The sequence below is a fragment of the Sedimentimonas flavescens genome (assembly GCF_019264375.1).
GTDB classification, from domain to species: Bacteria; Pseudomonadota; Alphaproteobacteria; order Rhodobacterales; family Rhodobacteraceae; genus Rhodobacter; species Rhodobacter flavescens.
Genome location: NZ_JAHVAI010000001.1, coordinates 454,546 through 479,272, shown reverse-complemented (window position 1 = coordinate 479,272; position 24,727 = coordinate 454,546). Strand labels below are relative to the sequence as shown.

Below are 24,727 nucleotides of genomic sequence, written 5' to 3'. Positions count from 1 at the left end.
CCCGAGGCGGGGCTTGCGGGTAAGCCTCCGCCCCATGTTCGCTCGCCGATTCCCTGCTGGAGCCCTTGTCCGCCGCGCCCTTTGGGCGGGGGCGCTGTTGCTTGCCGCCTGTGTCGAGCAAACGGGTGGCGTGCGCGCGGTCAGCAAGGTTGCGGTGGCAGGCGGCGCGGTGACGCTGAGCGCGCCCTACGGGTTTTGCGTCGATCCGCGCTCGACCCGTGAGGGGGCGACGGGCAGCTTTGTGCTCTTTGGCAATTGCGCGGCGATCTCGGGCAATCCGCAGGCGCCTAAACCCCCGGCGCGGGCGCTGCTGAGCGCGAGCGTCGGGCCGCAAAGCCCGCAGCCGGTGGCCGAGAATTTCGCGCAGATCGAGGCGTTTTTCCGATCCGAGGCGGGGCGGGCGGCGCTTGCCCGCTCGGGCAAGGCGGCTGATGTCGAGATCCTGAGCGCGCGCGTGCGCGACAAGGCGCTGATCATGAAGCTGCGCGACCGCTCGGCCAGCCGTGGCACCCCGGTCGCGGAAACCTACTGGCGCGCGGTCACCGGTGTTAGCGGTCGGATCACGGCGCTGTCGGTCATGCCCTTGGCGCAGAGCGGGCTGGGTGATGACGAGCAGCTTGCCCTGCTGCGCGACTTCGTCGCACGGACCAAAAGTGCAAATTGACCTCGCCGTCTGGGCGGGTAGGACTGCGTGTTAAGTTAGTCCTGCTGCCTTGGGCGCGAATTTCTGCGGCGTCGGCCCATTGTGGTATCCGTATCTGTAACGATTTGCTGCTATGACCGCGTCATGAACAAGATTCCGACCTCATTGCTTGACCGCATCGTGCAAGCCCGAACGCTGAACCGTTGGGGGCGCGCCGCGCGCTTGGCCGAGCGCGCCGCGCTGGCCGATCTGCGGGTGTTGCGCACGCAGGCGCAGGCGCTGCGCCGCGAGGTGGAGCGGGTGTTGCATGTCTCTGACACCCGGCTTGTAGCGGGTGTGACGGGCGATGCGATCGAGCGCCCGCTTGGGTGCGACTGGGCCTGGCGACCGGCACTGTGGTCGGGGCCGGTGCGGCCCGCGGGCATCGCCAGAGTCGCAAGTCACGACCGGTTGAGCTCCGAGGTTGCGGTGTTTCACGACTGTCCCAAACGCGAGCTGACCCTGCGCCAGATCCGCAACACCCGGCGCGGAGATGTGGCGCCCTTCGGGCTCAAGCTCGATGTGCTCGGATTTGGCGGCTCATTCCTGTCGGTCGCGCTGGATCTGCCCGAGGCGGCGTTGCGCGGGCTGCGCCGGTCGCATCTGATGAGGCTGTCGGTGGATATGCAGCGTGAGCGCGCGGTGCCGGTTTTCGGACGGCTCAATATCAAGCATGGTCCGAACACTGCGCGGGTCGTTCTTCAGCTATCGTGTCAGTCGGGGCCGCAAAGTGTCGAGTTCGATCTGGGCTCGGTGAAGTTCAACGAGAAGCGGGTCGAGAAGGTCTGGCTCGATCTGAGTTTCGATGCGCCGAGCATGAATGAGATCGTGTTGCGCGATCTGCATCTGCTGCGCCATCCGCGCGCCGAGATCTGAGGAGCGAAAGCCATGCTGGAACTGTCGCGGATTCGGGGGGGCATCTGGGAAGGTGTGATCCTGTCGCAGGAGTTGCCGCGCGTCGAGGTGCTGCATCTGGGGCAGGTGCTGGAAGGGCTTGGGGCCGAGCGTCTGGCCGAAGGCAAGTGGCGGCTGAGCCTGCCGATTCCGACCGAGGTGCTTGCGGACGGGGTGCAGACCTTCCTGGTGCGCGATCTGGAGAACGGGGAGATCGTCGAGCGGTTCTCGATCGTGACAGGGGCGCCGCTGGAACAGGATCTGCGCGCCGAGATCGACCTGTTGCGCGCCGAGCTGGATATGCTCAAACGCGCCTTCCGGCGGCATTGCGCGGAAGCCGAGGGCTGAGGGGCGCTGCCCCTCGCGGCCGGAGGCCGCTCACCCCGAGGTATTTATTGCCAAGAAGAAATGGAGGGGCCGGGGAGGCCCCGCCGGTCAGAGCATTGCGCCGAGGCGGGTGCCCTGATTGATGGCGCGTTTGGCGTCAAGCTCGCCCGCGACATCGGCGCCGCCGATGATATGGGGGGTGACGCCCGCCGCGATGAGTTGGTCGGCGAGGCTGCGCTCGGACAGTTGCCCGGCGCAGAGGACGACCGTGTCGGCCTCGATCAGCGTCGGGTTTTCGTGCGCCGGGCCGAAGGAGATATGCAGGCCCTCGGGGGTGATGCGTTCGTAATTGACGCCGCCGATCATCTTGACGCCCTTGGCATGAAGGGTCGCGCGGTGAATCCAGCCCGTGGTCTTGCCGAGCTTGCGGCCGGGTTTTTCCGGCTTGCGTTGCAGGAGCGTGACGGTGCGGGTGGGCGGCTCGGGCTGCGGTGTGGCAAGGCCGCCCGGCGTGGTGGCGGGGTCGCCCACGCCCCATTCGCGCATCCATTCCTCGGGGTGCAGCGTCGGGCTGTCCGAGGTCGTGAGGAACTCCGCAACGTCGAAGCCGATGCCGCCTGCGCCGACGATGGCGACGCGCGGGCCAGCGGTAACGCGGCCGGTGAGAATGTCGATGTAGCTGGCTGCGCGTTCCGAGCCGGGGATGCCGGGGTCGCGCGGGATCACGCCGGTGGCGATGATCACCTCGTCGAAAGGCGCGAGCAATTCTGGCGTGGCCTCGGTTTCAAGGCGCAGGGTGACGCCACTGCGGGCGGCCATCGTGGCGAACCAGTCGGTGAGGCCGTGGAACTCCTCTTTGCCGGGGATGGTGCGGGCCATGGTAAGTTGTCCGCCGATTTCCGATGCCCGGTCGAAAAGGGTCACGGCATGGCCGCGCCCGGCGGCGGTGATGGCGGCGGAGAGGCCTGCGGGGCCTGCGCCGACCACCGCGATCGCCTTGGGTTGCTCGGCCGGGGTCAGCGACAGTTCGGTTTCAAAGGCGGCGCGGGGGTTCACGAGGCAGGTCGAGATCTTGCCCGAGAAGGTGTGATCGAGGCAGGCCTGGTTGCAGGCGATGCAAGGGGCGATTTCCGCGCCGCGGCCCTCGGCCGCTTTCGCGACGAAATCGGGATCGGCGAGGAAGGGGCGTGCGAGCGAGACCATATCGGCCTGACCCTGCGCGAGAATCCCCTCGGCGACGTCGGGCGTGTTGATGCGGTTCGAGGTGATCACCGGAATCGAGACCTCGGGGCGCAGGCGCGCGGTCAGCCAGGCGAAGGCCGCACGCGGGACTGATGTCGCGATGGTGGGGATGCGCGCCTCATGCCAGCCGATGCCGGTGTTGAGCATCGAGGCGCCCGCGCCCTCAATCGCCTTGGCGAGTTGCACCACCTCGTCCCAGGTCGAACCGTCCGGCACGAGGTCGATCAGCGAGATGCGGTAGATCAGGATGAAATCCGGGCCGGTGGCCTCGCGCACGCGGCGCACGACCTCGACTGGCAGGCGCATGCGGTTTTCATAGGCGCCGCCCCAGCGGTCGGTGCGGCGGTTCACGTGGCGCACAAGGAATTGGTTGAGGAAATAGCCCTCAGAGCCCATCACCTCGATCCCGTCATAGCCTGCCTCGCGGGCGCGGACGGCGGCGGTGACGATATCGGCGATCTGCTTCTCAATCCCCTCCTCATCAAGCTCCTTCGGCGGGAAGGGAGAGATCGGCGACTTGATCGCCGAGGCCGAGACGCATTCGGGGCCATAGGCGTAGCGGCCCGCGTGCAGGATCTGCATGGCGATCAGCCCGCCCGCCTCATGCACCCGGTCGGTGATCACGCGGTGATTGGCGATGTCTTGCGGGGTAAACAGGCCTGCCGCGCCGGGAAAGACGCCGCCTTCACGGTTCGGAGCCATACCGCCGGTGACCATCAGCGCCACGCCGCCGCGTGCGCGAGCGGCGTAGAACTCGGCCACGCGGTTCCAGTCGCCGGTCTCTTCGAGGTTGGTGTGCATCGAGCCCATCAGCACGCGGTTCTTCAGGACCACATGCCCCAGATCGAGCGGGGCCAGCATATGCGGATATTGGCTCATAGGTCTCCTCCCTTGGCTGGGCGCAATGTGACGTGAACGTCAGAGACTGTCACGCCGAACGCCGCGTCACGGGCGCGGCGCCATCGTTTCCGCCGCGGACTCAACGCGCCCTACTTTCCCGGTATTGTCTCTCCACGGCCCCATTTCGGCCCGAATTACCCGCCATAGGTGAGCGAACCGACGAGTTTGCCGAAGGGTGAAAGATGGATCGCCTGACCGAAATGGAAGCCTTTGCCACTGTGGTGGATCAGGGTGGTTTTACGGATGCAGCCAAGAAGATGGGCATCTCGAAATCCGCGGTGTCCAAGCATGTCTCGTCGCTTGAGGCACGTCTTGGCGCGCGGCTTCTGAACCGCACCACCCGCCGCGTCAGCCCGACCGAGATCGGTCTGGCCTATTACGATCGTGCGCGCCGGGTGCTCAATGATGCCGGAGAGGCCGACGCGCTCGTGACCTCAATGCAGGTTGCGCCCTCGGGTCTGCTGCGCATTTCGGTGGCGACGGATTTCGGGGTCAATCTGCTCTCGCCGGTTCTGGGCGAATTCTTGCAGGAATATCCTGATATTACCGTGAACATGGTGCTGAACAACCGGTATGTCGAGCTGATCTCGGAAGGGTTCGACATGGCGATCCGGGTGGGTGAGCTGGAGGATTCGAGCCTGCGTGCGCGCAAGCTGACCGAGACCTCGCAGCGGATGATCGCCTCGCCGAGCTATTTCCAGCGCCACGGGCGCCCGATGCGGATCGACGATCTGACCGACCACAAGCTGCTGCATTACTCCAGCCAGTCGAACGGCAATGTCTGGAAGATCACCGCCCCCTCGGGCGAGCGGCGGCAGGTGCGCTCGAACGGCTGGCTGACGGTGAATGACGGGCAATCGCTGCTGCATGCCTGTATCGCGGGGTTGGGAATCGCCTATCTGCCCTCGTTCCTTTTCGCGGATGCGATGCGGCAGGGGCTGGTCGAGGATGCGATCCCCGATCTGCCGACCGAGACGCAGGGCATCTACGCGATCTACCCGCCGGGCCGCTTCACCCAGCCCAAGGTCCGCGCCTTCATCGATTTTCTCGCCGCGACGTTCTCGGACAAGGGGCCGGACATCTGGTGAACCCGCTTTCTTCGGCGCTGTCCCTGTCGGGCGCCATCAACTTGGGGTCGAGGTAAGTATTGCCTCGACCCTTCTGTTTTTCGCCTGCCCCTCTGGGGTCTGGTTGCTGGCACGCGGTGCGAGCCAGCCCGCGCCCTCTGCCCCAAGCTGCGCGGCCGCGACGCCGTAACGCTCGATCAGACGGTTGCGCACGGATTCGGCGCGTTGGCGCGAGATTGCGATATTCGGCTCAAGCCCGCCGATCGTGTCGGTATGGCCTACAAGGGTCACCCGCGCTTCGGGGCGGGTTGAAAGGTAGTCGGCCAGTGCCGCTAGGCTGGGGAAATCCTCGCCCTCGAGCGTGCTCTTGCCGCTTTCGAACACCAGATCTTCCAGCACGACCGAGCCCTGGGTTTCCAACGCGGTGCCGAGCGGCGTGACGGGCAGTTCGACTACGGGGCGGTTTTGCGCCAGCGGGTTTGTCGGCGCCGCAACGGCAATCGGCTGGGCCGTAAGTGTCGTCAGGTGGATAAACCCCGACTCGCTCGAGCGGCTGACGGTCAGCGCGAGGTAGTCGGACGCGTTGCGCGCCGCGAGATAGCGAAAATCGCTCAGGTCGACATGCATTTCGGGTTCGGGCAACAGGCCCAGTTCATAGCGGAAATCGAAACCGCCACAGGCGTCGGTCTCGCATTCGAACAGGATGTGATAGCCCGCCGCCGTGATCTGTTCGCGCAGCGGCGCGAGGATCTGCAAGGTGGTCATCTGGTTGGCGCGCAGTCGCCAGGCGCTGTCGGTGCGCGGCCCCTCGATGGCGATGCGCTGTGCCTTGCCGTCTTTCCAGGGGCCGGTCAGCAGCCCGTAGCTGGTCGCCGGGTTGATCGCCTCGGCACTTTGCGCGGCGCCCTCGGGCAGGGTCGGCTCGAAGGCAGCAGCGGCGCAGGGCAGGGCCAGAGCGGCAACCCAGATCGCAAGCTTCATTTCGCGGCCTCGCTGCGATAGTGGTAGCGGCCAATCATTTCCAGCCCGAGCACACGGTAAAGCGCATTCGCCTCGGCATTGGCCTCGGTCACCACCAGCATCATCCGATGCGCTCCGTTCTCGGCTGCCCATCGCGCGGCCTCGTGGATCATGGCGCGGGCTAGGCCCATGCGGCGCATCTCGGGCAGGATCGCCAGCGCATGGATCATCGCCACACCGTCATGAATCGCCACGAACATCGTTCCGGCGGCGCGGTCGGTCTTGCGCCCGAGAATGCAGCATTTGGGCGCGTCGGCGCGCTCCATGATCGCCTGTCGCGCGGGGCCGATGCCGAGGTCGGTCCACAGATCGCGCGCGATCTGCAAGGGCGGCCAATGGGCAAAGGCGGTGACGGGTGGCACCTCGCCCTGAAGCGCGTCGATGGGGGCGTCATAGATCACGGTCGGGTCGGTCACGACAAAGCCGCGCGCCTCCAGCGTCGTGTCCAGCGCCGCATCGCCTGGTCGGATCTGGAACTTGGGACTCTGGCCGAGTGCGCGCTGCGCCACGATGGCCGCCTCCAGATCGCACGCTTCCCAAGGTGCGCCTCGCGAGGCCGCGCTGACGCGCGAGCCGCCGCCCTTGCCCTCACGGATCACGAAGCCGCCGGCTTCCGAGCGGGCGGCAGGGGGCCAGGTGGCGTCGATGACTGCGAAGACCTGCTCGGTCATTGTCCCTCCGGGAAGGCGGTTTTCAGCGCGGCGAACCCGGCCTCAAGCGCCGCGGGATCGGTTGTTCGCACGACGAGGTTGGTGCCATAGCGCCCCTCGGTCACGAATGGGTAGGAGCCGAAGCTGACATCCGGATGCGCCGCAGCCAGCGCGCCCAACTCATCGGCGATCGCCGCCTCGGGGATCATCATCTGCCAGCTGCGGGTCAATAGCGGAGCGCCCCCGGTCAGCCTCGGCAAGAGCCCCGCGACCATTGCCTGAAAGATGTTGGGAACGCCCGCCATCACATGGCAGTTTCCGATGCTGAAACCAGGCGCGCCCGAGACCGGGTTGTCGATCAGCCGCGCATCGTCGGGGATGCGGGCCATGCGCAGCCGGGCCTCTGTGAATTCGACCTCGCGCGCGGCGTAATGCGCGGCGAGGATCGCACGGGCATCCTCGCGCACGCCAATCGGGCGACGGAAGGCCTCAGCCACCGCATCGGCGGTGATATCGTCATGAGTCGGTCCGATCCCGCCCGAGGTGAACAGATGATCGTGGCTTGAGGACAGCGCGCGCACCGCCGCCACGATGCTTGCGTGCTCATCTCCGATCACGCGGATCTGGCGCAGGTCTATGCCCACTTTCGCAAGCTCTCCGGCCAGGAAATGGGCGTTGCCCTCGCGGGTGCGGCCGGTCAGGATTTCGTCGCCGATAATCAGGATCGCAGCGGTGGGGTTTGGCATCGCGGGCCTCCTTTGGGCCAATGTATAAGCCCCGCGCTTGCGTCGCGAAAGCCCGGCTCTGGCCAAGGCGCGCAGAAATGACTATCTAGGGCCCAAGCCAAGCAGGAGAATAGCAGTGGAAGAAGCCCGCGGCCGGGTGACCAAGGACGGCATCCGTATCTATGAAGCAGCCGATTTCGACGGGATGCAGGCCGCCGGCCATTGCGCCGCGCGCATCCTTGACGAGGTTGCCGCCCTGGTCGAGCCGGGCGTGACCACCGGCACGCTGGACGACTTCATCCGCAACCGCGTCACGGAACTGGGCGCCACTTCGGCCACCATCGGCTATCGCGGTTACAAACATGCCTCCTGCATCTCGGTCAATCACGTGGTCTGCCACGGCATCCCGGGTGACAAGGTGCTCAAGGATGGCGACATCCTGAACATCGACGTGACCGTGATCCTCGACGGCTGGTTCGGCGACACTTCGCGTATGTATGTGGCAGGAAACCTCAGCCGCAAGGCCGAGCGCCTGATCCAGGTCACTCATGACGCGCTGATGATCGGGATCGAGCAGGTCCGCCCCGGCAACACCTTCGGCGACATCGGCTTTGCCATCCAGCAATATGTCGAAGGCCACCGTATGGGCGTGGTGCGCGACTTCTGCGGCCACGGCCTTGGCCGGGTCTTCCACGCGCCGCCGAATGTGCTGCACTACGGCCGAAAAGGCTCCGGCCCCATGCTCGAGGAAGGCATGTTCTTCACTATCGAGCCGATGGTCAACCTCGGTCGCCCCGAAACCAAGGTGCTCGCCGACGACTGGACCGCGGTGACCCGCGACAAGTCGCTCAGCGCGCAGTTTGAGCACTCGGTCGGCGTCACCTCCGACGGTTGCGAGATCTTTACCCTCTCGCCCGCAAACCGCTTCCACCCGACCTGGGGCTGACCTGCCCCTTCAATGTGGCCCAAATATCCCACGGGGGTCCGGGGGTGTGAAACCCCCGGCCGGGTCCGGCGAGTGCTGCTCGCGCTTTGTTGGAAAAGCTCTTATCCCGGCGCCGTCAGGCTTGGGTGAAGATCGCGCTTACTCCTGAAAGAACAACCGCAGCTCAAGAAAACCGTCGTCGCGGATCCCTAGCGCTTCCATATGCGGGCCATTGGGCAGCGGCAGGAACCGTGCCGCGCAGGGCGCGGTGCAGTAGAGTGCCGAGGTATCCGGCATCGAAGCAAAGCGCCAGATTGGCGTCGCTTGAGGCGCAACGGCGGGGACACTCTGCACCGTTTGCATCAACGCGTCTTGCGCGGAGACAGGCGGGCCGAGATCGAGCACGCTGGCCCCTTCGGCGACAAAACCCCCCGCGCCCGAGCTGCGATAGTTGTTCGTGGCCAGAATGAAGCGATCATCAGGTGCGACGGGGCGGCCCTTATGACAGAGCTCCCCGATGCGTCGTGCCTGCGGGTTCACCAGTCGACCGTCGAGCGCATGGCGCGCGGGCTGTGATAGGTCGATCTGGTAGGTCAGGCCAAGGATCACATCGAAATTGTAGCAGGGGAACTCGGGGTTCAGCAGAGGCTGGTCCTGAACGCCCGGGCTGAGGCGATGGAACAGCCCCGCCGCACGCTCCAGCCAGTCGGCTAACCCGGCGCCGGTGATCTCTATCGCGCTGATCGTGTTCGGGAAGAGGTAGAGATCGACGATATGGCGCGTTGTCAGCGGCCCCGGCGGGATGTCGAGGAAATGCTCGGGCCCGCTCCGCCCGCCGCATTTGAAGGGCGAGACGGCGGACAGGATAGGCAGATCGTCGCCCAGGCATCGCCGAACGTGGTCGCGCTGCGCCTGCGCCACCAGCGTCAGCGCGCGGTCCGGCGCGACGGGGGCAACGTAGCTGTGCAGCGCCACCGCAGAGTGCCCGAGCGGGCGGCGGGCGAATTCCAGGGTCTTCGCGTGGGCGGTGGTATTGGTGGCGATGATGCGCGGCGCCTCGGGCGGGCGGGGGGCGCCTGCGGGCGGGCGGATCGGGCGCAGCTCGGTTGCGAAATCGGCGATCCGCCAGCCATCGCAGCAGCGCTGCAATTGCAGGTCCATCACCCCCAGATGCGAGCCCCACCGCCCCGCAAGCATCGCGGGCTTGCCATGAAGCGTGCCGCGCGCCGGGTCGATGCCGGGGGCGGGACGGGTTTCTGGGCCGGGGAAGGGCAGGTGGCTGTGGCCACAGAGCAGCACGTCGATCCCCGGCACGCGTGCCAGTGCAAGGGCGGCATGTTCGGCATCCTCCTCGCAGGCCGAGATCCCGGTATGCGCCAGCGCGACCACAAGATCCGCCCCGGCGGCGTGCAAGGCGGGCACATGGGCGCGCGCCGCCTCGACGATACCGCGCGTGACCAAGCGCCCTTCAAGGTGCTGGCGATCCCAGGCGGTGATCTGCGGCGGCAGCAGACCGATCACGCCGATGCGCAGCATGTGTTCCGTGCCTGCGGTGTCGCGCATCTGGCGCGTCAGGACCACCCAGGGCGGCAGCAGGGTGCGGTCGCGCAGGGGCTCGGGGCTTCGCTCGGTGATCGCATTGGCGCAGACCATCGGAAACGATGCTCCGGCCAGTGCGCGCAGCATGAATTCGAGGCCATAGTTGAACTCGTGATTGCCCGGCGTGCCCGCGTCATAGCCCACGGCATTCATCGCGGCGATCATCGGATGCGTCTCGCCCGCGGCCAGACCATGCTCGCGGCCCCAGTATTCGGTCAGCGCGGTGCCTTGCAGGAAATCGCCATTGTCGAAGAGAAGGCAATTGGCGGCCTCGGCGCGGGCGATGTCGATCAGGCTGGTCAGGCGCGCAAGGCCCACCGCGTCGCTTGGGCGGTCGGTGTAATAGTCGTAACCGTGGATATGGCCGTGCAGATCGGTCGTCTCAAGCAATCGTAGTGCGATCCGGGGCCCATCGGGGGGGCGATTGGGCGCGGAACCTGCCGTCATTCCTGCTTACCTTCCATTTCTTGCACAACCTAAGGGAGAGTTGCGATCAAAGCCAACTCAAAGCGCCGCCGCACCAGAGGTTTACCCATTCGCGCGACATCCCTGCAACGCTACTGGCCAATTCAGGGCTTTCATGCGATCAGTTCCGCAAGCGAAGGGGTGGGAAATATGAGCGCATTCACGACAGCGGGCCACGCGCCGACGGCTGCTCTGGCCGAGGCCCTGGAGCGCGAAGGGCTGGCCTTCGCCGGTTCGGGGCTGGAGCGTGCGGCGCATCTGCGCGGCGATGCTGCGTTTCTGGCGCAGGCGCTTGCGGACCCGGCCACGCTGATCCTTCCGTTCTGGCGTGGTCGCCCACTGTTCGCGGCCGAAGATGCCCCCGCCACGGCGGCGGGGCGCGGCCTTGCGCCGATCGCGCCGGGGCATAGGTTGCTGGCTGCCGGCGGCGAGAGCGCAATCTTTCTGGGCCTGTGCGAGGGCGTCGCGATCTTTGCCAAGGATGTTTCGGACTGGGTGCCCGATGGCCCTTTGCCAGACCCGGCGGCCTTCTTCGACGCGAGCGAACAGCGCCACCCCGAGCTTCCCGAAGGCACGTTTTTTGCCGAGTTGCGCGGCCAGATGATGGCGCTTGATCCGCGCGCGGCCGAGCTGGCCGCGACCGCGCGGGCGATCCTGTCATGGCAGGCCACGCACCGCTTCTGCTCGTGCTGCGGCGCGCCCAGTCAGCCCGAACAGGCGGGCTGGCAGCGCCGCTGCATCGCCTGTCGCGCGCAGCATTTCCCGCGCACCGATCCGGTGGTGATCATGCTGGTGACACGCGGCAACCGCGTGTTGCTCGGGCGCAGCCATCCCTGGCCCGAGGGGATGTATTCCTGCCTAGCGGGTTTCATGGAGCCGGGCGAGCCGCTCGAGGCCGCGGTGCGCCGCGAAGTGGCCGAGGAAACCGGTGTTCAGGTGGATGCGGTCAGCTTTGTTGCATCGCAGCCCTGGCCCTTCCCGACCTCGCTGATGCTGGGCTGCCGCGCCGAGGCGATCAGCGATGCGATCACCATCGACCCGGTCGAGATCGAGGATGCCCTGTGGGTGACGCGCGAGCGGCTGGCCGGGATTTTCGCCGGGCAAGACCCCGAGATCCGGGCGCCGCGCAAGGGTGCCATCGCGGGATGGCTGCTCAGGCACTGGCTGGCCGACCGGCTCTGACTCGCGCGCCCAAGGATTCTGAGAATGCGACTTTCGACCCGAGAAGATATTAACGCGACACCCGATCATATTTTCGATCACCTCGCCGATTTCGCGGTGTTTCGCGGCGAGGCGCTGCGCCGGGGCGTGTCGATGCGGCGCACCGATACGCTGAGCGCGCCCGCGCCGGGCATGTCCTGGCAGATCGATTTCGACTATCGCGGCAAGGCGCGTCGGCTGATGGCCGATATTCAGCGGTTCGACCGGCCGGAGGCGCTGGACTATCGCGGCCTGTCGGGCAGCTACGAGGTGCTGCTGGAACTGCGCCTGATGGCGCTGGCGCGAGAGCGCACGCGGCTGATCGTGGGGCTTGAGGTCAAGCCGCGCACGCTTGGAGCGCGGCTGGTGGTGCAATCGGCCCGGCTGGGGCGCGCGGGACTTGAGAAGAAACTCGCCGATCGGGTGCGCGGCTTCGCGCGCCGAATCGAGCGTGGCTCTCAGGACTGACGGCGCGGGTCGGCCGGGTAGACGCCCAGAAGATCCAGCTGCGAGGTGAAATAGCGCAGCTCGTCCAGCGCGAGGCGGACATTGTGGTCGTCGGGGTGGCCCTCGATGTCGGCGTAGAACTGGGTTGCGGTGAAGCTGCCGCCGACCATGTAGCTTTCCAGCTTGGTCATGTTGACGCCATTCGTCGCGAACCCGCCCATCGCCTTGTACAGTGCGGCCGGGATGTTGCGCACGCGGAAGACGAAGGTGGTCATCATCGTCCCGTCGCCACGGCGCGCCAGGTTCGGCTCGCGCGACATGATCAGGAAGCGGGTGGTGTTGTCCTGCTTGTCCTCGATATGGCGCGCCAGAACGTCCAGACCGTAGATCTCGCCCGCCAGTTCCGAGGCCAGCGCCGCGACCGAAGGATCGCGCTGCTCGGCGACGATCTTGGCCGAGCCTGCCGTGTCGGCACCGGTGATCCGCTCCAGCCCGTGCGATTGCAGAAAGCCCCGGCACTGGCCAAGAAGCACAGTGTGGCTCATTACTGCGCGCACATCGTCAAGCTTCGTGCCCTTCACTGCCAGCAGGTTGATATGCACCCGCACGAAGGCTTCGTCGATGATATGCAGCCCCGATTCCGGCAGCAGGTGATGGATGTCGGCCACGCGCCCATAGGTCGAGTTCTCGACCGGCAGCATGGCAAGGTCGGCATCGCCCTTGCGCACGGCCTCGATCACGTCCTCGAAGGTGCGGCAGGGCAGGGCCTCCATGTCGGGGCGGGCGTCGCGGCAGGCCTGATGCGAATAGGCCCCGGGCTCGCCCTGGAATGCGATCCGTCCGGTCAGTTTGTGGCTCATGCGCTCCCCCATCGGCTGGTGTGGCACTGCATTAGCGCGCGGGGAAGGCTGAGGAAAGCGCCAAAGCCCACGGCCAGGCCGGAAATGCACGCTTAGGCGCAGGTTTGTCGCATTGCCACGCAAAGAAACCTTGAAACACGGGGCGTAAACCGGATACATGCCCTCAACTGAACGGCCATATCAGGGAAGTGCTATGTTCAAAACCATGAATGTCCTCAAGGCAGCGGGCGCTCTGCTGGGCGCCTTTCTGTTCTTCCTCGTCGCCAACACGGCATCGAACGCGCTCTTCACCATTGGCGATACCGCCCATGGCGAAGCGGAAGGCGAACATGCCGAAGTCGCGATGATGACGGCGACACCGGGCGGTCTGCTCGACGCCGGTGGTGGTGAGGAAGCTGCCGCCGAGGAAGAAGTTGTCGTCGCGCTGGACGGCGGCGATGCTGCCAAGGGCGAGAAAGTCTTCGGTAAGTGCAAGGCCTGCCACAAGGTCGATGGCAGCAACGGCACCGGCCCGCATCTCGATGGTGTGGTCGATCGCGCTGTCGCTGGCGTCGAGGGCTTCGGTTATTCGGACGCGATGGTTGCCCATGGCGGCACCTGGACGCTCGAGGCGCTGGACGCCTGGCTCGCCAAGCCGAAAGACTACATTCCGGGCAACAAGATGTCCTTCGCCGGTCTGCCTAAGGCCGAGGACCGCGCCGACCTGATCGCCTACCTCCGCTCGCTTGGCGGCTGATCCGCGATCACCGTGCTGAATTCGAAGGCCGCGCCGAAAGGTGCGGCCTTTTCCTTTCATCTCACGCAGTTGCAACTTGCGCCCGCGCGCGTCGCGCTTTTAGCTAGCCGGAAGTGTTTGGAAAGGGAGGCCCGGATGGCGAGGAAGCAGGCGGTGGCAGTGGCGGCGCAGGACCGGCGACCGGGGCTGATGCTTGGGGCCGCGGTCGTAGGGGCGGCGCTGTGGATGGGTCTCGCGGGCCTTGCGCGGGCCGAGGAGACCATCGTCGCCAGCGCGATCGCGACCTTGGGCGATCTGAAATACGGCCCTGACTTCACGCATCTCGACTATGTGAACCCCGATGCCCCGAAGGGCGGCGAGATCTCGGAATGGACGGCGGGCGGGTTCGACAATTTCAATCCCTACACGCTTGAGGGCCGCGCCGCTGCGCTGTCCTCGGCGCCGCATGAATCGATGCTCACGGGTACGGCGGACACGGTCGGCGAGGCCTATTGCCTGCTCTGCGAGAGCTTCGAGTACCCGGCCTCGAGGGACTGGGTGATCTTTACCCTGCGCGAAGGGGTGCGGTTTTCCGACGGCACGCCAATGACCTCGGAGGATGTGCTGTTCTCCTATGAAGTCTTCCGCGACAAGGGGCTGTCGTCCTTCCGTGCGGTCGTCTCGCAACAAATCGCCTCGGCCGAGGTGCTGGACGCGCGCCGCATCAAGTTCACCTTCACACCCGATTACCCGCGCCGCGATATCATTCAGGCGGCGGGCGGGCTGCCGGTGCTGTCCAAGGCGCAGTTTGAGCGCGACGGGCTGGATCTCGAAAAGGCCTCGGACAAGGTGCTGATGGGCTCGGGGCCCTATATGTTCGACAGCGCCAAGGATGGCCGCACGGTGATCTGGAAGCGCAACCCCGATTACTGGGGTGAAGATCTGCCGATCAACCGGGGTAAGAACAACTTTGACCGTATCCGGGTGGAGTATTACGGCGACTATCAGGCGGCCTTCGAGGGCTTCAAGGCGGGTTCCTACACCTTCCGCAACGAGGCGAGCTCGATCATCTGGGCCACGGCCTATGATTTCCCGGCGTTCAACTCGGGGCAGGTGGTCAAGGCCGAACTGCCCTCGGGCGATATTGCCTCGGGCCAGGTTTTCGCGATCAACCTGCGGCGCGAGAGGTTTCAGGATATCCGCGTGCGCGAGGCGCTTGGCCTGATGTTCAACTTCGAATGGTCGAACGAGACGCTGTTTTACGGCCTCTATGACCGGGTGAACTCGGCATGGGAGAACTCGGAACTGGCTGCGACGGGCGTACCTTCGCCCGAGGAGGTCGCGATCCTCGAGCCGCTGGCCGCCGATCTGCCGGAGGGGATTCTGACCGACGAGGCGGCGATGGCGCCGGTTTCCGGCACGCGCCAGCTTGACCGGGGCAACCTGCGCAAGGCCGCGGCGCTCTTGGATGAGGCGGGCTGGCCCGTCGACGACGACGGCGTGCGCCGCAATGCGCGCGGCGAGACGCTGCGTGTCGAGATCCTGAACGACAGCCAGACCTTCGATCGGGTCATCAACCCTTATGTCGAGAACCTGCGCGCGCTTGGCGTCGATGCCACCATGTCGCGGGTCGATGACGCGCAGTATGAGAACCGCCGCCGCAGTCATGACTACGACATGATCTCAGCCCATCTCGGGCAGGACTATATCCCCGGCGCCGATCTGCAGCAGTATTTCGGCTCGAATTCGACCGATGACGTGTTCAACGCCATGGGGCTGGCCAATCCGGCAATCGACAAGCTGATCCGTCTGGTCGAGGAAGCCAAGACCAAGGACGAGCTGACGCCACGCGTCCATGCGCTCGACCGCGCCCTGCGCGCCCTGCGCTTCTGGGTGCCGCAATGGTACAAGGGCAGCCATACGGTCGCCTATTTCGACATGTACGAGCACCCCGAGAACCTGCCGCCCTACGCTCTGGGCGAGTTGGACTTCTGGTGGTATAACGCCGAGAAAGCCGAGAAACTGAAAGCCGCCGGCGCGTTCTGAGCGGAAGAATAATAAAGGCAGAGCAGGTATGGGCGCCTATATCCTCAGGCGGTTGCTTCTGGTGATTCCGACACTGTTCGGGATCATGCTGATCAACTTCACGCTGACCCAGTTCGTTCCCGGCGGGCCGATCGAACAGATCATCGCCCGCGTCGAGGGCGAGGCGGATTCGCTGCGCAACATCTCGGGCGGGGGCGATGCAGGGGCCGCGCAGGGTGGCGTCGAGGATAGCGGCTATCAGGGTGCGCGCGGTATCTCGCCCGAGTTGCTCGCGCAGCTTGAGGTGCAGATGGGCTTTTCGCGCATCGTCTGCGACGAGGGCTTCACCGGCACGCCCGATCTGAAAGACCCCGCCTGCCGCAAGGAGCCGATCCCGGCCTGGAAACGCTTTTTCTACATGATGGGCGACTATCTGCGCTTTGACTTCGGCAAGAGCTTCTTCCACTCGCAGACGGTGATCGAACTGGTCGTGGACAAGATGCCGGTGTCGATCACGCTGGGGCTGTGGTCCACCATCCTCGCCTATCTGATCTCGATCCCGCTTGGCATCCGCAAGGCCGTCAAGGACGGCACGCCCTTCGATACCTGGACCTCGGGTGCGATCATCATCGGTTACGCGATCCCCGGCTTTCTGTTTGCGGTCATGCTGATGGTGCTGTTCGCGGGCGGGTCGTACTGGAAGATATTCCCGCTGCGCGGGCTGACCTCGGACAACTGGGATCAGCTGAGCATGATGGGTAAGGCGCTGGATTACCTGTGGCACATCGCGCTGCCGGTGATCGCCACGACGATCTCCAGCTTTGCGACCATGACCCTGCTGACCAAGAACTCGTTCCTGGATGAGATCAACAAGCAATATGTCATGACCGCCCGCGCCAAGGGCCTGGCCGAGCGCAAGGTGCTTTACGGCCATGTCTTCCGCAACGCGATGCTGATTGTCATCGCAGGCTTTCCGGCCACCTTCCTGGGCGTGTTCTTCGGCGCCTCGATCATCGTCGAGACGATCTTCTCGCTCGACGGTCTGGGGCTTCTGGGCTTCCAGGCGGCGGTCGAGCGGAACTACCCGGTCATCTTCGGCACGCTTTACGTCTTTGGCCTGATCTCGCTGGTCGTCGGCATCCTGTCTGACCTGATGTATGTCTTCGTCGATCCCAGGATCGACTTCGAGCGGAGGGCCGGCTGATGGCGCTCTCACCGCTCAACGCGCGCCGCTGGCGCAACTTCAAGGCCAACCGCCGCGCCTTCTGGTCGCTGTGGCTGTTCCTGGCGCTTTTCGTGCTCTCGCTCTTTGCCGAGGTGATCGCGAACGACAAGCCGATCCTCGTGCGCTACCGGGGCGAGTTCTTCGTGCCCGCCTATCGCTTCTACCCCGAGACGGCCTTTGGCGGCGATTTCCGCACCGAGGCGATCTACCGCGATGAGGCGGTGCAATGCCTGATCGTTACCGGCGGGCGTGAGGAATGCTGGGACGACCCCGACACCTATATGGAAGAGGCCCGCACCAAGGGCACGGTCGAGGGTGAACCGATCGAGAAAGGCTGGATGATCTGGCCGCCGATCCCCTATCACTACCGCACGATCAACAACGTCGGCACCGCACCCTCGGCGCCGGATAGCAAGCACTGGCTCGGTACCGACGATACCGCGCGCGATGTGATGGCCCGCGTGATCTACGGCTTCCGCACCTCGATCCTGTTCACGTTGATCGTGACCTCGGTGGCCTCGGTCGTTGGTATCTCGGCGGGGGCGGTGCAGGGTTATTTCGGCGGGCGGGTCGATCTGGTCTTCCAGCGCCTGCTGGAGATCTGGGGCTCGACCCCCTCGCTTTACGTCATCATCATCCTCTTCGCGATCTTGGGGCGAAGTTTCTGGCTACTGGTTTTCGTGGCGATCCTGTTTGGCTGGCCCGCCCTGACCGGCGTCGTGCGAGCCGAGTTCCTGCGGGCGCGCAACTTCGAGTATGTCCGTGCCGCGCGGGCGCTTGGCGTGTCGGACCGGGTGATCATGTTCCGCCACATCCTGCCCAACGCGATGGTCGCCACGCTGACCATGCTGCCCTTCGTCATCACCGGCACGATCTCGATGCTCGCCTCGCTCGATTACCTCGGCTATGGCCTGCCCAGTTCCGCGCCCTCGCTGGGGGAACTGGCGTTGCAGGGCAAGCAGCACCTTCAGGCGCCCTGGCTGGCGTTTTCGGCCTTCTTCACCTTCGCGATGATGCTTTCTCTGCTCGTCTTTATCTTTGAAGGCGTGCGCGATGCCTTCGATCCGAGAAAGGTCTTCAAATGAGCACCGTTCTCAAGGTCGATAACCTGCGCGTCTCGTTCCGTCAGGACGGCAAGATCATCCCGGCGGTCAAGGGTGTGTCCTTCACGGTCGAAAAGGGCGAAACCGTTGCGCTGGTGGGGGAATCCGGTTCGGGCAAGTCGGTCACGGCGCTGTCCACGGTCGCACTGCTTGGCTCGAACGCCGAGCTGTCGGGGTCTGTGCAGTATGAGGGCGCCGAGATGATCGGCGCGCCCGAGGCCAAGCTGCTTGAAGTGCGCGGAAATGACATCAGCTTCATCTTCCAGGAGCCGATGACCTCGCTCAACCCGCTGCACACGCTGGAAAAGCAGATCGGCGAGAGCCTGGCGCTGCATCAGGGCATCACCGGCGACGCCGCGCGCCCGCGGATCATTGAGTTGCTGGAGAAGGTCGGGATCCAGAACCCGGAAAGCCGCTTGCAGGATTACCCGCACCAGCTCTCGGGCGGCCAGCGCCAGCGCGTGATGATTGCCATGGCGCTGGCGAACGGCCCCGAGTTGCTGATCGCGGACGAACCCACGACCGCGCTCGACGTGACTATTCAGGCGCAGATCCTTGAGTTGCTGGCCGAGTTGAAACGCGCCGAGGGCATGAGCCTTCTGTTCATCAGCCATGATCTGAATGTCGTGCGTCGGATCGCCGACAAGGTCTGCGTCATGCAGATGGGCGAGATTGTCGAGCAGGGGCCGACCGAAGAGATCTTCGCCAACCCGCAGCACCCCTATACCCGCAAGCTGATGGCGGCCGAGCCGAAAGGGCTGGCCGACCCGGTGCCGGAAGGTGCCGAGGAATTGGTGCGGACCGAGCATCTCAAGGTCTGGTTCCCGATCCAGCGCGGGCTTTTGCGCCGCACCATCGGCCATGTGAAGGCCGTCAATGACGCATCGCTGAGCGTGCGCGCGGGCGAGACACTGGGGATCGTGGGCGAATCCGGCTCGGGCAAGACGACGCTGGCGCTGGCCATCATGCGGCTGATCGCCAGTGAAGGGCCGATCGTCTATTCCGGGCAGAACATTGCCGACTGGCAGGCGCGGCAGCTGCGCCGGCTGCGGCGCGACATGCAGATCGTTTTCCAGGATCCGTTCGGCAGCCTGAGCCCGCGCATGACGGTCGAGCAGATCATCGGCGAGGGGCTGACGGTGCATGGCGTCGATCCGGGTCGCAACCGGCGCGACATGGTGGCCGAAATCATGACCGAGGTCGGGCTCGACCCCGGTTCGATGACGCGCTACCCGCATGAGTTCTCGGGCGGTCAGCGCCAGCGGATCGCCATTGCCCGCGCGATGATCCTGCGCCCGCGTCTGGTAGTGCTGGATGAACCAACTTCGGCGCTCGATATGACGGTGCAGGTGCAGATCGTTGACCTGTTGCGCGATCTGCAACGCCGCCACGGGCTTGGCTATCTGTTCATCAGCCACGATCTGCGCGTGGTGCGCGCGCTGGCCCACAAGGTCATGGTGATGAAGCGCGGCGATGTGGTCGAGGCCGGCCCCGCCGCCGAAATCTTCGCGCGCCCGCAAACCGACTACACGCGCGAGCTGATCACCGCCGCATTGGGCGAGCGCGTCTGAGCAAGAAAAAAGCCCCGCCGTGAGGCGGGGCAGGTCAGCCTTTCGAATAGATCAGATCGCCGAGCTGTGACCGGCCTTGGACAGGTCATAGGCATCGAAATGCCGGGCGATCATGCGGGTCAGCGGTCGGCCCTTTTCCGGGATCTCCAGACCCTCGGTGGTTACCTGCACCATGTCCTCAAACTTGGAGGCGCAGCTGGCGAACATCTCGGCCAGTTTCACCGGATCGGCGCGATCATCGCGCACCAGTTCCTGCGCCGAGACCTTGAAGTCGCACATCAGGGCCTCGATCAGGCGCGAGCGCATCTTGTCGTCTTCGGTGAAGACATGCCCGCGCGAGGTCGAGAAGCGACCATCGCGGATCGCGCCGGTATGCGCGCCCGTCGCCGAGGCGTTCTGTGCGAAACCCTGCGGGAAGCGCGAGATCGAGCTTGCGCCCATACCCACCAGCGCTTCTGCCAGATCGTCGGTGTAGCCCTGGAAGTTGCGGCGCAGCTTGCCCGATTTCAGCGCCTTCGACAGCCCGTCGGTCGGCAGGGCGAAGTGGTCGATGCCGATCTCGTCATACCCATCCGCCACGAACAGACGCCGCGCGGTCTCGAACAGCGTGAGGCGTTCTTGCGGGGTCGGCAGGTGGTCTGACGGGATCATGTTCTGCCGCCGCGCCATCCATGGCACATGGGCATAACCGTAAAGCGCCACCCGGTCGGGGCCGAGCGAGAGCAGCTTCTGCACTGAATCCGAGATTTTCGCCGGGGTCTGGTGCGGCAGGCCATAGAGAATGTCGGCGTTGAGGCTTTGCACGCCGCGCTCGCGGATCATCTCGACCGCGCGGCGGGTGATTTCATAGCTCTGGTCGCGGCCGATCACCTGCTGGATCTGCTCGTCGAAGTCCTGTACCCCGATCGAGGCGCGGTTCAGCCCGCTTTCGGCCAGCGCATCCATACGCGAATCGTCGATCTCGTTCGGATCGATCTCGACCGAGAATTCGGCACCTTCGCCCATCGGCACCGCTTCGAACACGGCGGCCGCGACGCGGCGCATCATGTCGGCGGGCATCAGCGTGGGCGTGCCGCCACCCCAATGCAGGCGCGAGAGCGTCACGCCGGGTGCAAGGCGGCTCTTGAGCATTTTCAGCTCGGCCAGCAGGGTTTCCGAATAGATCCGCACCGGATCGTCGCTTTGCGTGCCCTGCGTGCGGCAGGCACAAAACCAGCACAACCTGCGGCAGAAGGGGACGTGCATGTAAAGCGAGATGGAGGCGCCGGCCGGTATGGCCTCGATCCATTCCTCGAAGTGCGACGGCCCCACGTCGGTCGAGAAGTGGGGCGCGGTCGGATAGCTTGTATAACGGGGCACCCGTGCGTCGAATAGCCCGAGCCGGGTGAGTTGCGATTCCTGTTCCATGCGCGTATCGTTACCGACAAGACGCGCAACAGAAATTGACCCAAATCAAGTGACACAGATGGCACACGACGACGTGTATCCGGTCTCCCTTGCCTGCGGAGACTGTCCTATTCGCCACCGCGCTGTTTGTGCAAGGTGCGAAACAGACGAACTCGAAGAACTCGAATCGATCAAATATTACCGTAGTTTTGAGGCTGGTCAGACCGTTATCTGGGCGGGCGACAAGATGGATTTCGTGGCCTCGGTGGTCACCGGCATCGCGACGCTGACCCAAACGCTTGAAGACGGGCGCACGCAGATGGTGGGCCTTTTGTTGCCATCAGATTTCGTGGGCCGTCCGGGGCGCGAGTTTGCGGCCTATAATGTGACGGCGACCACCGACATCCTGATGTGCTGCTTCCGCCGCAAGCCGTTCGAAGAGATGATGGAGCGCACCCCGCATATTGCGCAGCGGCTGCTGCAGATGACGCTCGACGAACTCGATGCAGCGCGGGAATGGATGCTGCTTCTGGGGCGCAAGACGGCGCGGGAAAAGATCGCCTCGCTCTTGTCGATCGTGGCGCGCCGCGATGCCTCGATCAAGTTGCGCCATCCGCAGGGTCGGATGACCTTCGACCTTCCGCTGACGCGCGAGGCGATGGCGGATTACCTGGGCCTGACGCTCGAGACGGTCTCGCGGCAGATGTCCGCGCTCAAGCGCGACGGGGTGATCGAGTTGGAGGGCAAGCGCCACGTGACCGTGCCGGATATGGACCGCCTGCTGCTAGAGGCGGGTGACGACAACGACGGCGGCTTCCTGGTCTGACCACAGCGACTGAAAACGGCAAACGGCGCCCCGAGGGGCGCCGCTTTGGTTTGTGAGTGGTCTTCCGGTCGTTTCAATGCGCCATCAGAACCGGCACTTCGGCCAGTTCCAGCATGTTGCGCGTCGCGCCGCCCAAGATCGCTTCGCGGAAGCGCGAGTGGCCATAGGCACCCATGACGATCATATCGGCATTGGTGTCGCGCACGTGACGGTTGAGTACATCCGAGACGCGCGGCATGGTCTTGGCCAGCACCGAGACCTCGGCATGAACGCCGTGGCGCGCGAGCATCTGGCTGAGCTGACCGCCGGGGTCCGAGCGTTCCGGGCCATGGGTCGGCGGGTCGATCACGGTTATATCCACCTGTTGCGCCGCCTTCAGCGCCGGCAGAGACTTGCGCACAGCGCTCATGGCTTCGTTCGACTGGTTCCAGGCGACGACCACGCGCGCCGCGACTGCCGCGCCACTGTAGCCGTCGGGTACGATGAGCACCGGAACCTGCCCCTCGAACAGGGCTGCCTCGACAACGGCCTCAAGTTCTTGCCCGCGACCCTTGCCATAGGGCCGCCCCATGACCACGAGATCGGCAAAGCGGGCGCGCAGCCCGACGACCGTGGCGATGGCGCCGATCTGCACGACAAGCGTGTCCGAGCCCCAGCGGATATCCTCGGCTCCGAGGCGCGCCTTGACGGCGGCCTCGACCTCGCGCGCATCTTGCTGGGCGCGGTCGAGCACCTCTTGCTGCACGAAGGCGGTGGCGCCAGCGTAGTAATAGCCCGTCTGCGTCCGATCGACGCCAAGGCAGAGCACATCGAGATGCGCGTCCTGCCGCCGGGCGACCGCGATTGCGGTCTCAAGCTGCGATCCTGCTGCTGCGGGATCGGTGACGATGGTCAGAATGGATTTGTACGACATGGTATCCTCCGCGCGTATCTCCCTGATGAACGCTAGGCTGCAAAAGCCGCAAGGACTTTGACCCGGATCAAGTCATCCCCCCGAGCGGGCAGGAAAAATTTCACATCTGCCATGCAACTTTTGCGAGCGATCTGATCGCGGCTAGGGCATATTGGGGCCGGGACGGGGGCGTTCAATGCAGTTGCGGCGCGGTTTCTCGCACCTGCGGCGAAACAACACACCCCGCTCCGAGGGATTTGATGCAGATCAATGCATCGGGCATACCCTGAGACCACAAGGGCTACAGTCATGAATTCTCTGTCCGAAGACCGACTCGGGCCGGGGCAGGGAAACAGACAAGACGAAGGGACGCACAACATGTGGGATTATTTCAAGCTGATCGCGCTTGGCCTCGTGGCGGTACTTGCCGCCATCGCGGCCAACTACGCGCGCGATCTTGCCTATATGGTGAACGCGATTGAGGTCATGCTGGCCGCGGCGATCGCGTTTATCTGGGTGCTTCGCACCATGGGGTCGGCTCCGGCCCCGCAAAACGAATACTTTGACGATGTCGTTCGCGCGGGTGTCATTGCCACCACGTTCTGGGGGGTCGTGGGCTTCCTGGTCGCGGTTATCATAGCGTTTCAACTTGCCTACCCGGTGCTCAACTTTGAGTGGGCCCAGGGTTACCTGAACTTCGGCAAGCTGCGCCCGCTGCATACTTCGGCAGTTATTTTCGCCTTTGGCGGTAACGCATTGATCGCCTCGTCGTTCTATGTCGTTCAGCGCACCTCGGCAGCGCGCCTCTTCGGCGGCGGCCTTGGCTGGTTCGTGTTCTGGGGCTATCAGCTGGTGATCGTGCTTGCCGCGACCGGCTATATCCTGGGCGCCACCCAGTCGAAGGAATATGCCGAGCCGGAATGGTACGTCGACCTGTGGCTGACGATCGTCTGGGTGTTCTACCTGGTCGCCTTCCTCGGCACGATCATCAAGCGCAAGGAACCCCACATCTATGTGGCGAACTGGTTCTACCTGTCGTTCATCGTGACCATCGCGATGCTGCATATCGTCAACAACCTCGCCATCCCGGTCTCGATCTTCGGTTCGAAGTCGGTGCAGGTGTTCGCCGGCGTGCAGGATGCGATGACCCAGTGGTGGTATGGCCACAACGCAGTGGGCTTCTTCCTGACCTCGGGCTTCCTGGGCATGATGTACTACTTCGTGCCGAAGCAGGCTGAACGTCCGGTCTACTCGTACAAGCTGTCGATCGTGCACTTCTGGGCGCTGATCTTCCTGTACATCTGGGCTGGCCCGCACCACCTGCACTATACCGCTCTGCCGGACTGGGCCTCGACCCTCGGCATGGTGATGTCGGTCATCCTGTGGATGCCGTCCTGGGGTGGCATGATCAACGGTCTGATGACGCTCTCGGGCGCATGGGACAAGCTGCGTACCGACCCGGTCATCCGTATGATGGTGGTGTCGATCGGCTTCTACGGCATGTCGACCTTCGAAGGTCCGATGATGTCGATCAAGGCCGTGAACTCGCTGTCGCACTACACCGACTGGACCATCGGTCACGTCCACTCCGGCGCTCTGGGCTGGAACGGCATGATCACCTTCGGCGCGCTCTACTTCCTGGTGCCGCGTCTGTGGGCACGTGAGCGTCTCTACTCGAACACGCTGGTCAGCTGGCACTTCTGGCTCGCTACCATCGGTATCGTCCTCTACGCTTCCGCAATGTGGGTGACCGGTATCATGGAAGGCCTGATGTGGCGCGAAGTGGACAGCCAGGGCTTCCTCGTGAACGCCTTTGCCGACACCGTGGCCGCCAAGCACCCGATGTATGTCGTGCGCGCCCTCGGCGGTGTGCTCTACCTCGTCGGCTCGATGATCATGGCCTACAACCTCTGGGCAACCGTCGCCAAGCAACCGCGTGTCGCGGCTGCCTCGGTGGCTGCTGTTCCGGCTGAATAAGGAG

General features: G+C 64.8%; 22 protein-coding genes. 14 read left to right on the top strand and 8 right to left on the bottom strand.

Annotated features, from left to right (window positions below; all coding sequences use genetic code 11):
• Window positions 1-34 precede the first annotated feature (34 nt).
• The 3 genes from KTQ37_RS02445 to KTQ37_RS02435 all read left to right on the top strand — a co-directional run bounded on the left by KTQ37_RS02445 (window position 35) and on the right by KTQ37_RS02435 (window position 1,924).
• On the top strand, window positions 35-664 hold the full coding sequence (locus KTQ37_RS02445) for a hypothetical protein (protein WP_218628867.1): 630 nt from the start codon (window positions 35-37) through the stop codon (window positions 662-664).
• Between the two features lie 123 nt (window positions 665-787).
• Window positions 788-1,558 carry a DUF6478 family protein gene (locus KTQ37_RS02440; protein ID WP_218628866.1) on the top strand — a complete coding sequence of 257 codons (771 nt, stop codon included), beginning with the start codon at window positions 788-790 and terminating at the stop codon, window positions 1,556-1,558.
• A 12-nt stretch (window positions 1,559-1,570) separates the two neighbouring features.
• Window positions 1,571-1,924: a hypothetical protein gene (locus KTQ37_RS02435; protein WP_218628865.1), complete on the top strand. Its 354-nt coding sequence runs from the start codon at window positions 1,571-1,573 to the stop codon at window positions 1,922-1,924.
• Between the two features lie 87 nt (window positions 1,925-2,011).
• Here KTQ37_RS02435 and KTQ37_RS02430 read toward each other — a convergent pair whose 3' ends face one another.
• Window positions 2,012-4,024 carry an NADPH-dependent 2,4-dienoyl-CoA reductase gene (locus KTQ37_RS02430; protein ID WP_218628864.1) on the bottom strand — a complete coding sequence of 671 codons (2,013 nt, stop codon included), beginning with the start codon at window positions 4,022-4,024 and terminating at the stop codon, window positions 2,012-2,014.
• Window positions 4,025-4,227: 203 nt separating this feature from the next.
• Here KTQ37_RS02430 and KTQ37_RS02425 point away from each other — a divergent pair, with 203 nt between their 5' ends.
• The gene (locus KTQ37_RS02425; RefSeq protein WP_218628863.1) at window positions 4,228-5,133 is read left to right on the top strand and encodes a LysR family transcriptional regulator; all 906 of its coding nucleotides are present in this window, start codon (window positions 4,228-4,230) and stop codon (window positions 5,131-5,133) included.
• A gap of 36 nt (window positions 5,134-5,169) precedes the next feature.
• Here the strand turns inward: KTQ37_RS02425 and KTQ37_RS02420 are convergent, their stop codons facing one another.
• The 3 genes from KTQ37_RS02420 to KTQ37_RS02410 are packed head-to-tail and all read right to left on the bottom strand — an operon-like array spanning window position 5,170 to window position 7,528.
• Window positions 5,170-6,093, bottom strand: coding sequence for an OmpA family protein (locus KTQ37_RS02420; RefSeq protein WP_218628862.1), 924 nt, complete (start codon window positions 6,091-6,093; stop codon window positions 5,170-5,172).
• Window positions 6,090-6,803 (bottom strand): GNAT family N-acetyltransferase, encoded by a 714-nt coding sequence (locus KTQ37_RS02415; protein ID WP_218628861.1) that lies wholly within the window; start codon window positions 6,801-6,803, stop codon window positions 6,090-6,092. Before KTQ37_RS02415 ends, KTQ37_RS02420 begins: the two co-directional genes overlap by 4 nt.
• Window positions 6,800-7,528 (bottom strand): competence/damage-inducible protein A, encoded by a 729-nt coding sequence (locus tag KTQ37_RS02410; RefSeq protein ID WP_218628860.1) that lies wholly within the window; start codon window positions 7,526-7,528, stop codon window positions 6,800-6,802. The genes KTQ37_RS02415 and KTQ37_RS02410 overlap by 4 nt, the downstream gene beginning before the upstream one ends.
• Window positions 7,529-7,643: 115 nt before the next feature.
• Here KTQ37_RS02410 and map point away from each other — a divergent pair, with 115 nt between their 5' ends.
• Window positions 7,644-8,453, top strand: coding sequence for a type I methionyl aminopeptidase (gene map, locus KTQ37_RS02405; protein WP_260012777.1), 810 nt, complete (start codon window positions 7,644-7,646; stop codon window positions 8,451-8,453).
• A gap of 138 nt (window positions 8,454-8,591) precedes the next feature.
• On the opposite strand, the gene KTQ37_RS02400 is transcribed toward map, so the two are convergent.
• Window positions 8,592-10,478, bottom strand: coding sequence for a bifunctional 2',3'-cyclic-nucleotide 2'-phosphodiesterase/3'-nucleotidase (locus KTQ37_RS02400; RefSeq protein ID WP_218628859.1), 1,887 nt, complete (start codon window positions 10,476-10,478; stop codon window positions 8,592-8,594).
• A 168-nt stretch (window positions 10,479-10,646) separates the two neighbouring features.
• Between KTQ37_RS02400 and nudC the strand changes: the two genes are divergently transcribed.
• Both nudC and KTQ37_RS02390 read left to right on the top strand, forming a co-directional pair.
• Window positions 10,647-11,678: an NAD(+) diphosphatase gene (gene nudC, locus KTQ37_RS02395; protein WP_218628858.1), complete on the top strand. Its 1,032-nt coding sequence runs from the start codon at window positions 10,647-10,649 to the stop codon at window positions 11,676-11,678.
• 24 nt (window positions 11,679-11,702) lie between these two features.
• Window positions 11,703-12,164 carry an SRPBCC family protein gene (locus KTQ37_RS02390; protein ID WP_218628857.1) on the top strand — a complete coding sequence of 154 codons (462 nt, stop codon included), beginning with the start codon at window positions 11,703-11,705 and terminating at the stop codon, window positions 12,162-12,164.
• On the opposite strand, the gene KTQ37_RS02385 is transcribed toward KTQ37_RS02390, so the two are convergent.
• On the bottom strand, window positions 12,155-12,991 hold the full coding sequence (locus tag KTQ37_RS02385; RefSeq protein WP_218629005.1) for a prephenate dehydratase: 837 nt from the start codon (window positions 12,989-12,991) through the stop codon (window positions 12,155-12,157). The genes KTQ37_RS02390 and KTQ37_RS02385 overlap by 10 nt on opposite strands.
• Window positions 12,992-13,196: 205 nt before the next feature.
• On the opposite strand from KTQ37_RS02385, the gene KTQ37_RS02380 reads away from it, so the two are divergent.
• The 5 genes from KTQ37_RS02380 (at window position 13,197) to KTQ37_RS02360 (ending at window position 19,642) form a co-directional block, all read left to right on the top strand.
• Complete coding sequence (locus KTQ37_RS02380) at window positions 13,197-13,739, top strand: c-type cytochrome (RefSeq protein WP_218628856.1); 543 nt, start codon at window positions 13,197-13,199, stop codon at window positions 13,737-13,739.
• 135 nt (window positions 13,740-13,874) lie between these two features.
• Window positions 13,875-15,764 (top strand): extracellular solute-binding protein, encoded by a 1,890-nt coding sequence (locus tag KTQ37_RS02375; protein WP_218628855.1) that lies wholly within the window; start codon window positions 13,875-13,877, stop codon window positions 15,762-15,764.
• Between the two features lie 28 nt (window positions 15,765-15,792).
• A complete protein-coding gene (locus KTQ37_RS02370) occupies window positions 15,793-16,947 on the top strand; it encodes a microcin C ABC transporter permease YejB (protein WP_218628854.1) in 1,155 nt (384 codons plus the stop codon).
• A complete protein-coding gene (locus tag KTQ37_RS02365; protein ID WP_218628853.1) occupies window positions 16,947-18,053 on the top strand; it encodes an ABC transporter permease in 1,107 nt (368 codons plus the stop codon). Before KTQ37_RS02370 ends, KTQ37_RS02365 begins: the two co-directional genes overlap by 1 nt.
• Entirely contained in the window at window positions 18,050-19,642 is a 1,593-nt protein-coding gene (locus tag KTQ37_RS02360) for an ABC transporter ATP-binding protein (RefSeq protein ID WP_218628852.1), read from the top strand. Before KTQ37_RS02365 ends, KTQ37_RS02360 begins: the two co-directional genes overlap by 4 nt.
• A 51-nt stretch (window positions 19,643-19,693) precedes the next feature.
• Here KTQ37_RS02360 and hemN read toward each other — a convergent pair whose 3' ends face one another.
• Complete coding sequence (hemN, locus tag KTQ37_RS02355; protein WP_218628851.1) at window positions 19,694-21,049, bottom strand: oxygen-independent coproporphyrinogen III oxidase; 1,356 nt, start codon at window positions 21,047-21,049, stop codon at window positions 19,694-19,696.
• Window positions 21,050-21,107: 58 nt separating this feature from the next.
• On the opposite strand from hemN, the gene fnrL reads away from it, so the two are divergent.
• Complete coding sequence (gene fnrL / locus KTQ37_RS02350) at window positions 21,108-21,854, top strand: transcriptional regulator FnrL (RefSeq protein WP_218628850.1); 747 nt, start codon at window positions 21,108-21,110, stop codon at window positions 21,852-21,854.
• 73 nt (window positions 21,855-21,927) lie between these two features.
• Here the strand turns inward: fnrL and KTQ37_RS02345 are convergent, their stop codons facing one another.
• A complete protein-coding gene (locus KTQ37_RS02345; protein WP_218628849.1) occupies window positions 21,928-22,767 on the bottom strand; it encodes a universal stress protein in 840 nt (279 codons plus the stop codon).
• Window positions 22,768-23,124: 357 nt separating this feature from the next.
• Here KTQ37_RS02345 and ccoN point away from each other — a divergent pair, with 357 nt between their 5' ends.
• Window positions 23,125-24,723 carry a cytochrome-c oxidase, cbb3-type subunit I gene (gene ccoN, locus KTQ37_RS02340; protein ID WP_218628848.1) on the top strand — a complete coding sequence of 533 codons (1,599 nt, stop codon included), beginning with the start codon at window positions 23,125-23,127 and terminating at the stop codon, window positions 24,721-24,723.
• The last annotated feature ends 4 nt before the right edge of the window (window positions 24,724-24,727 follow it).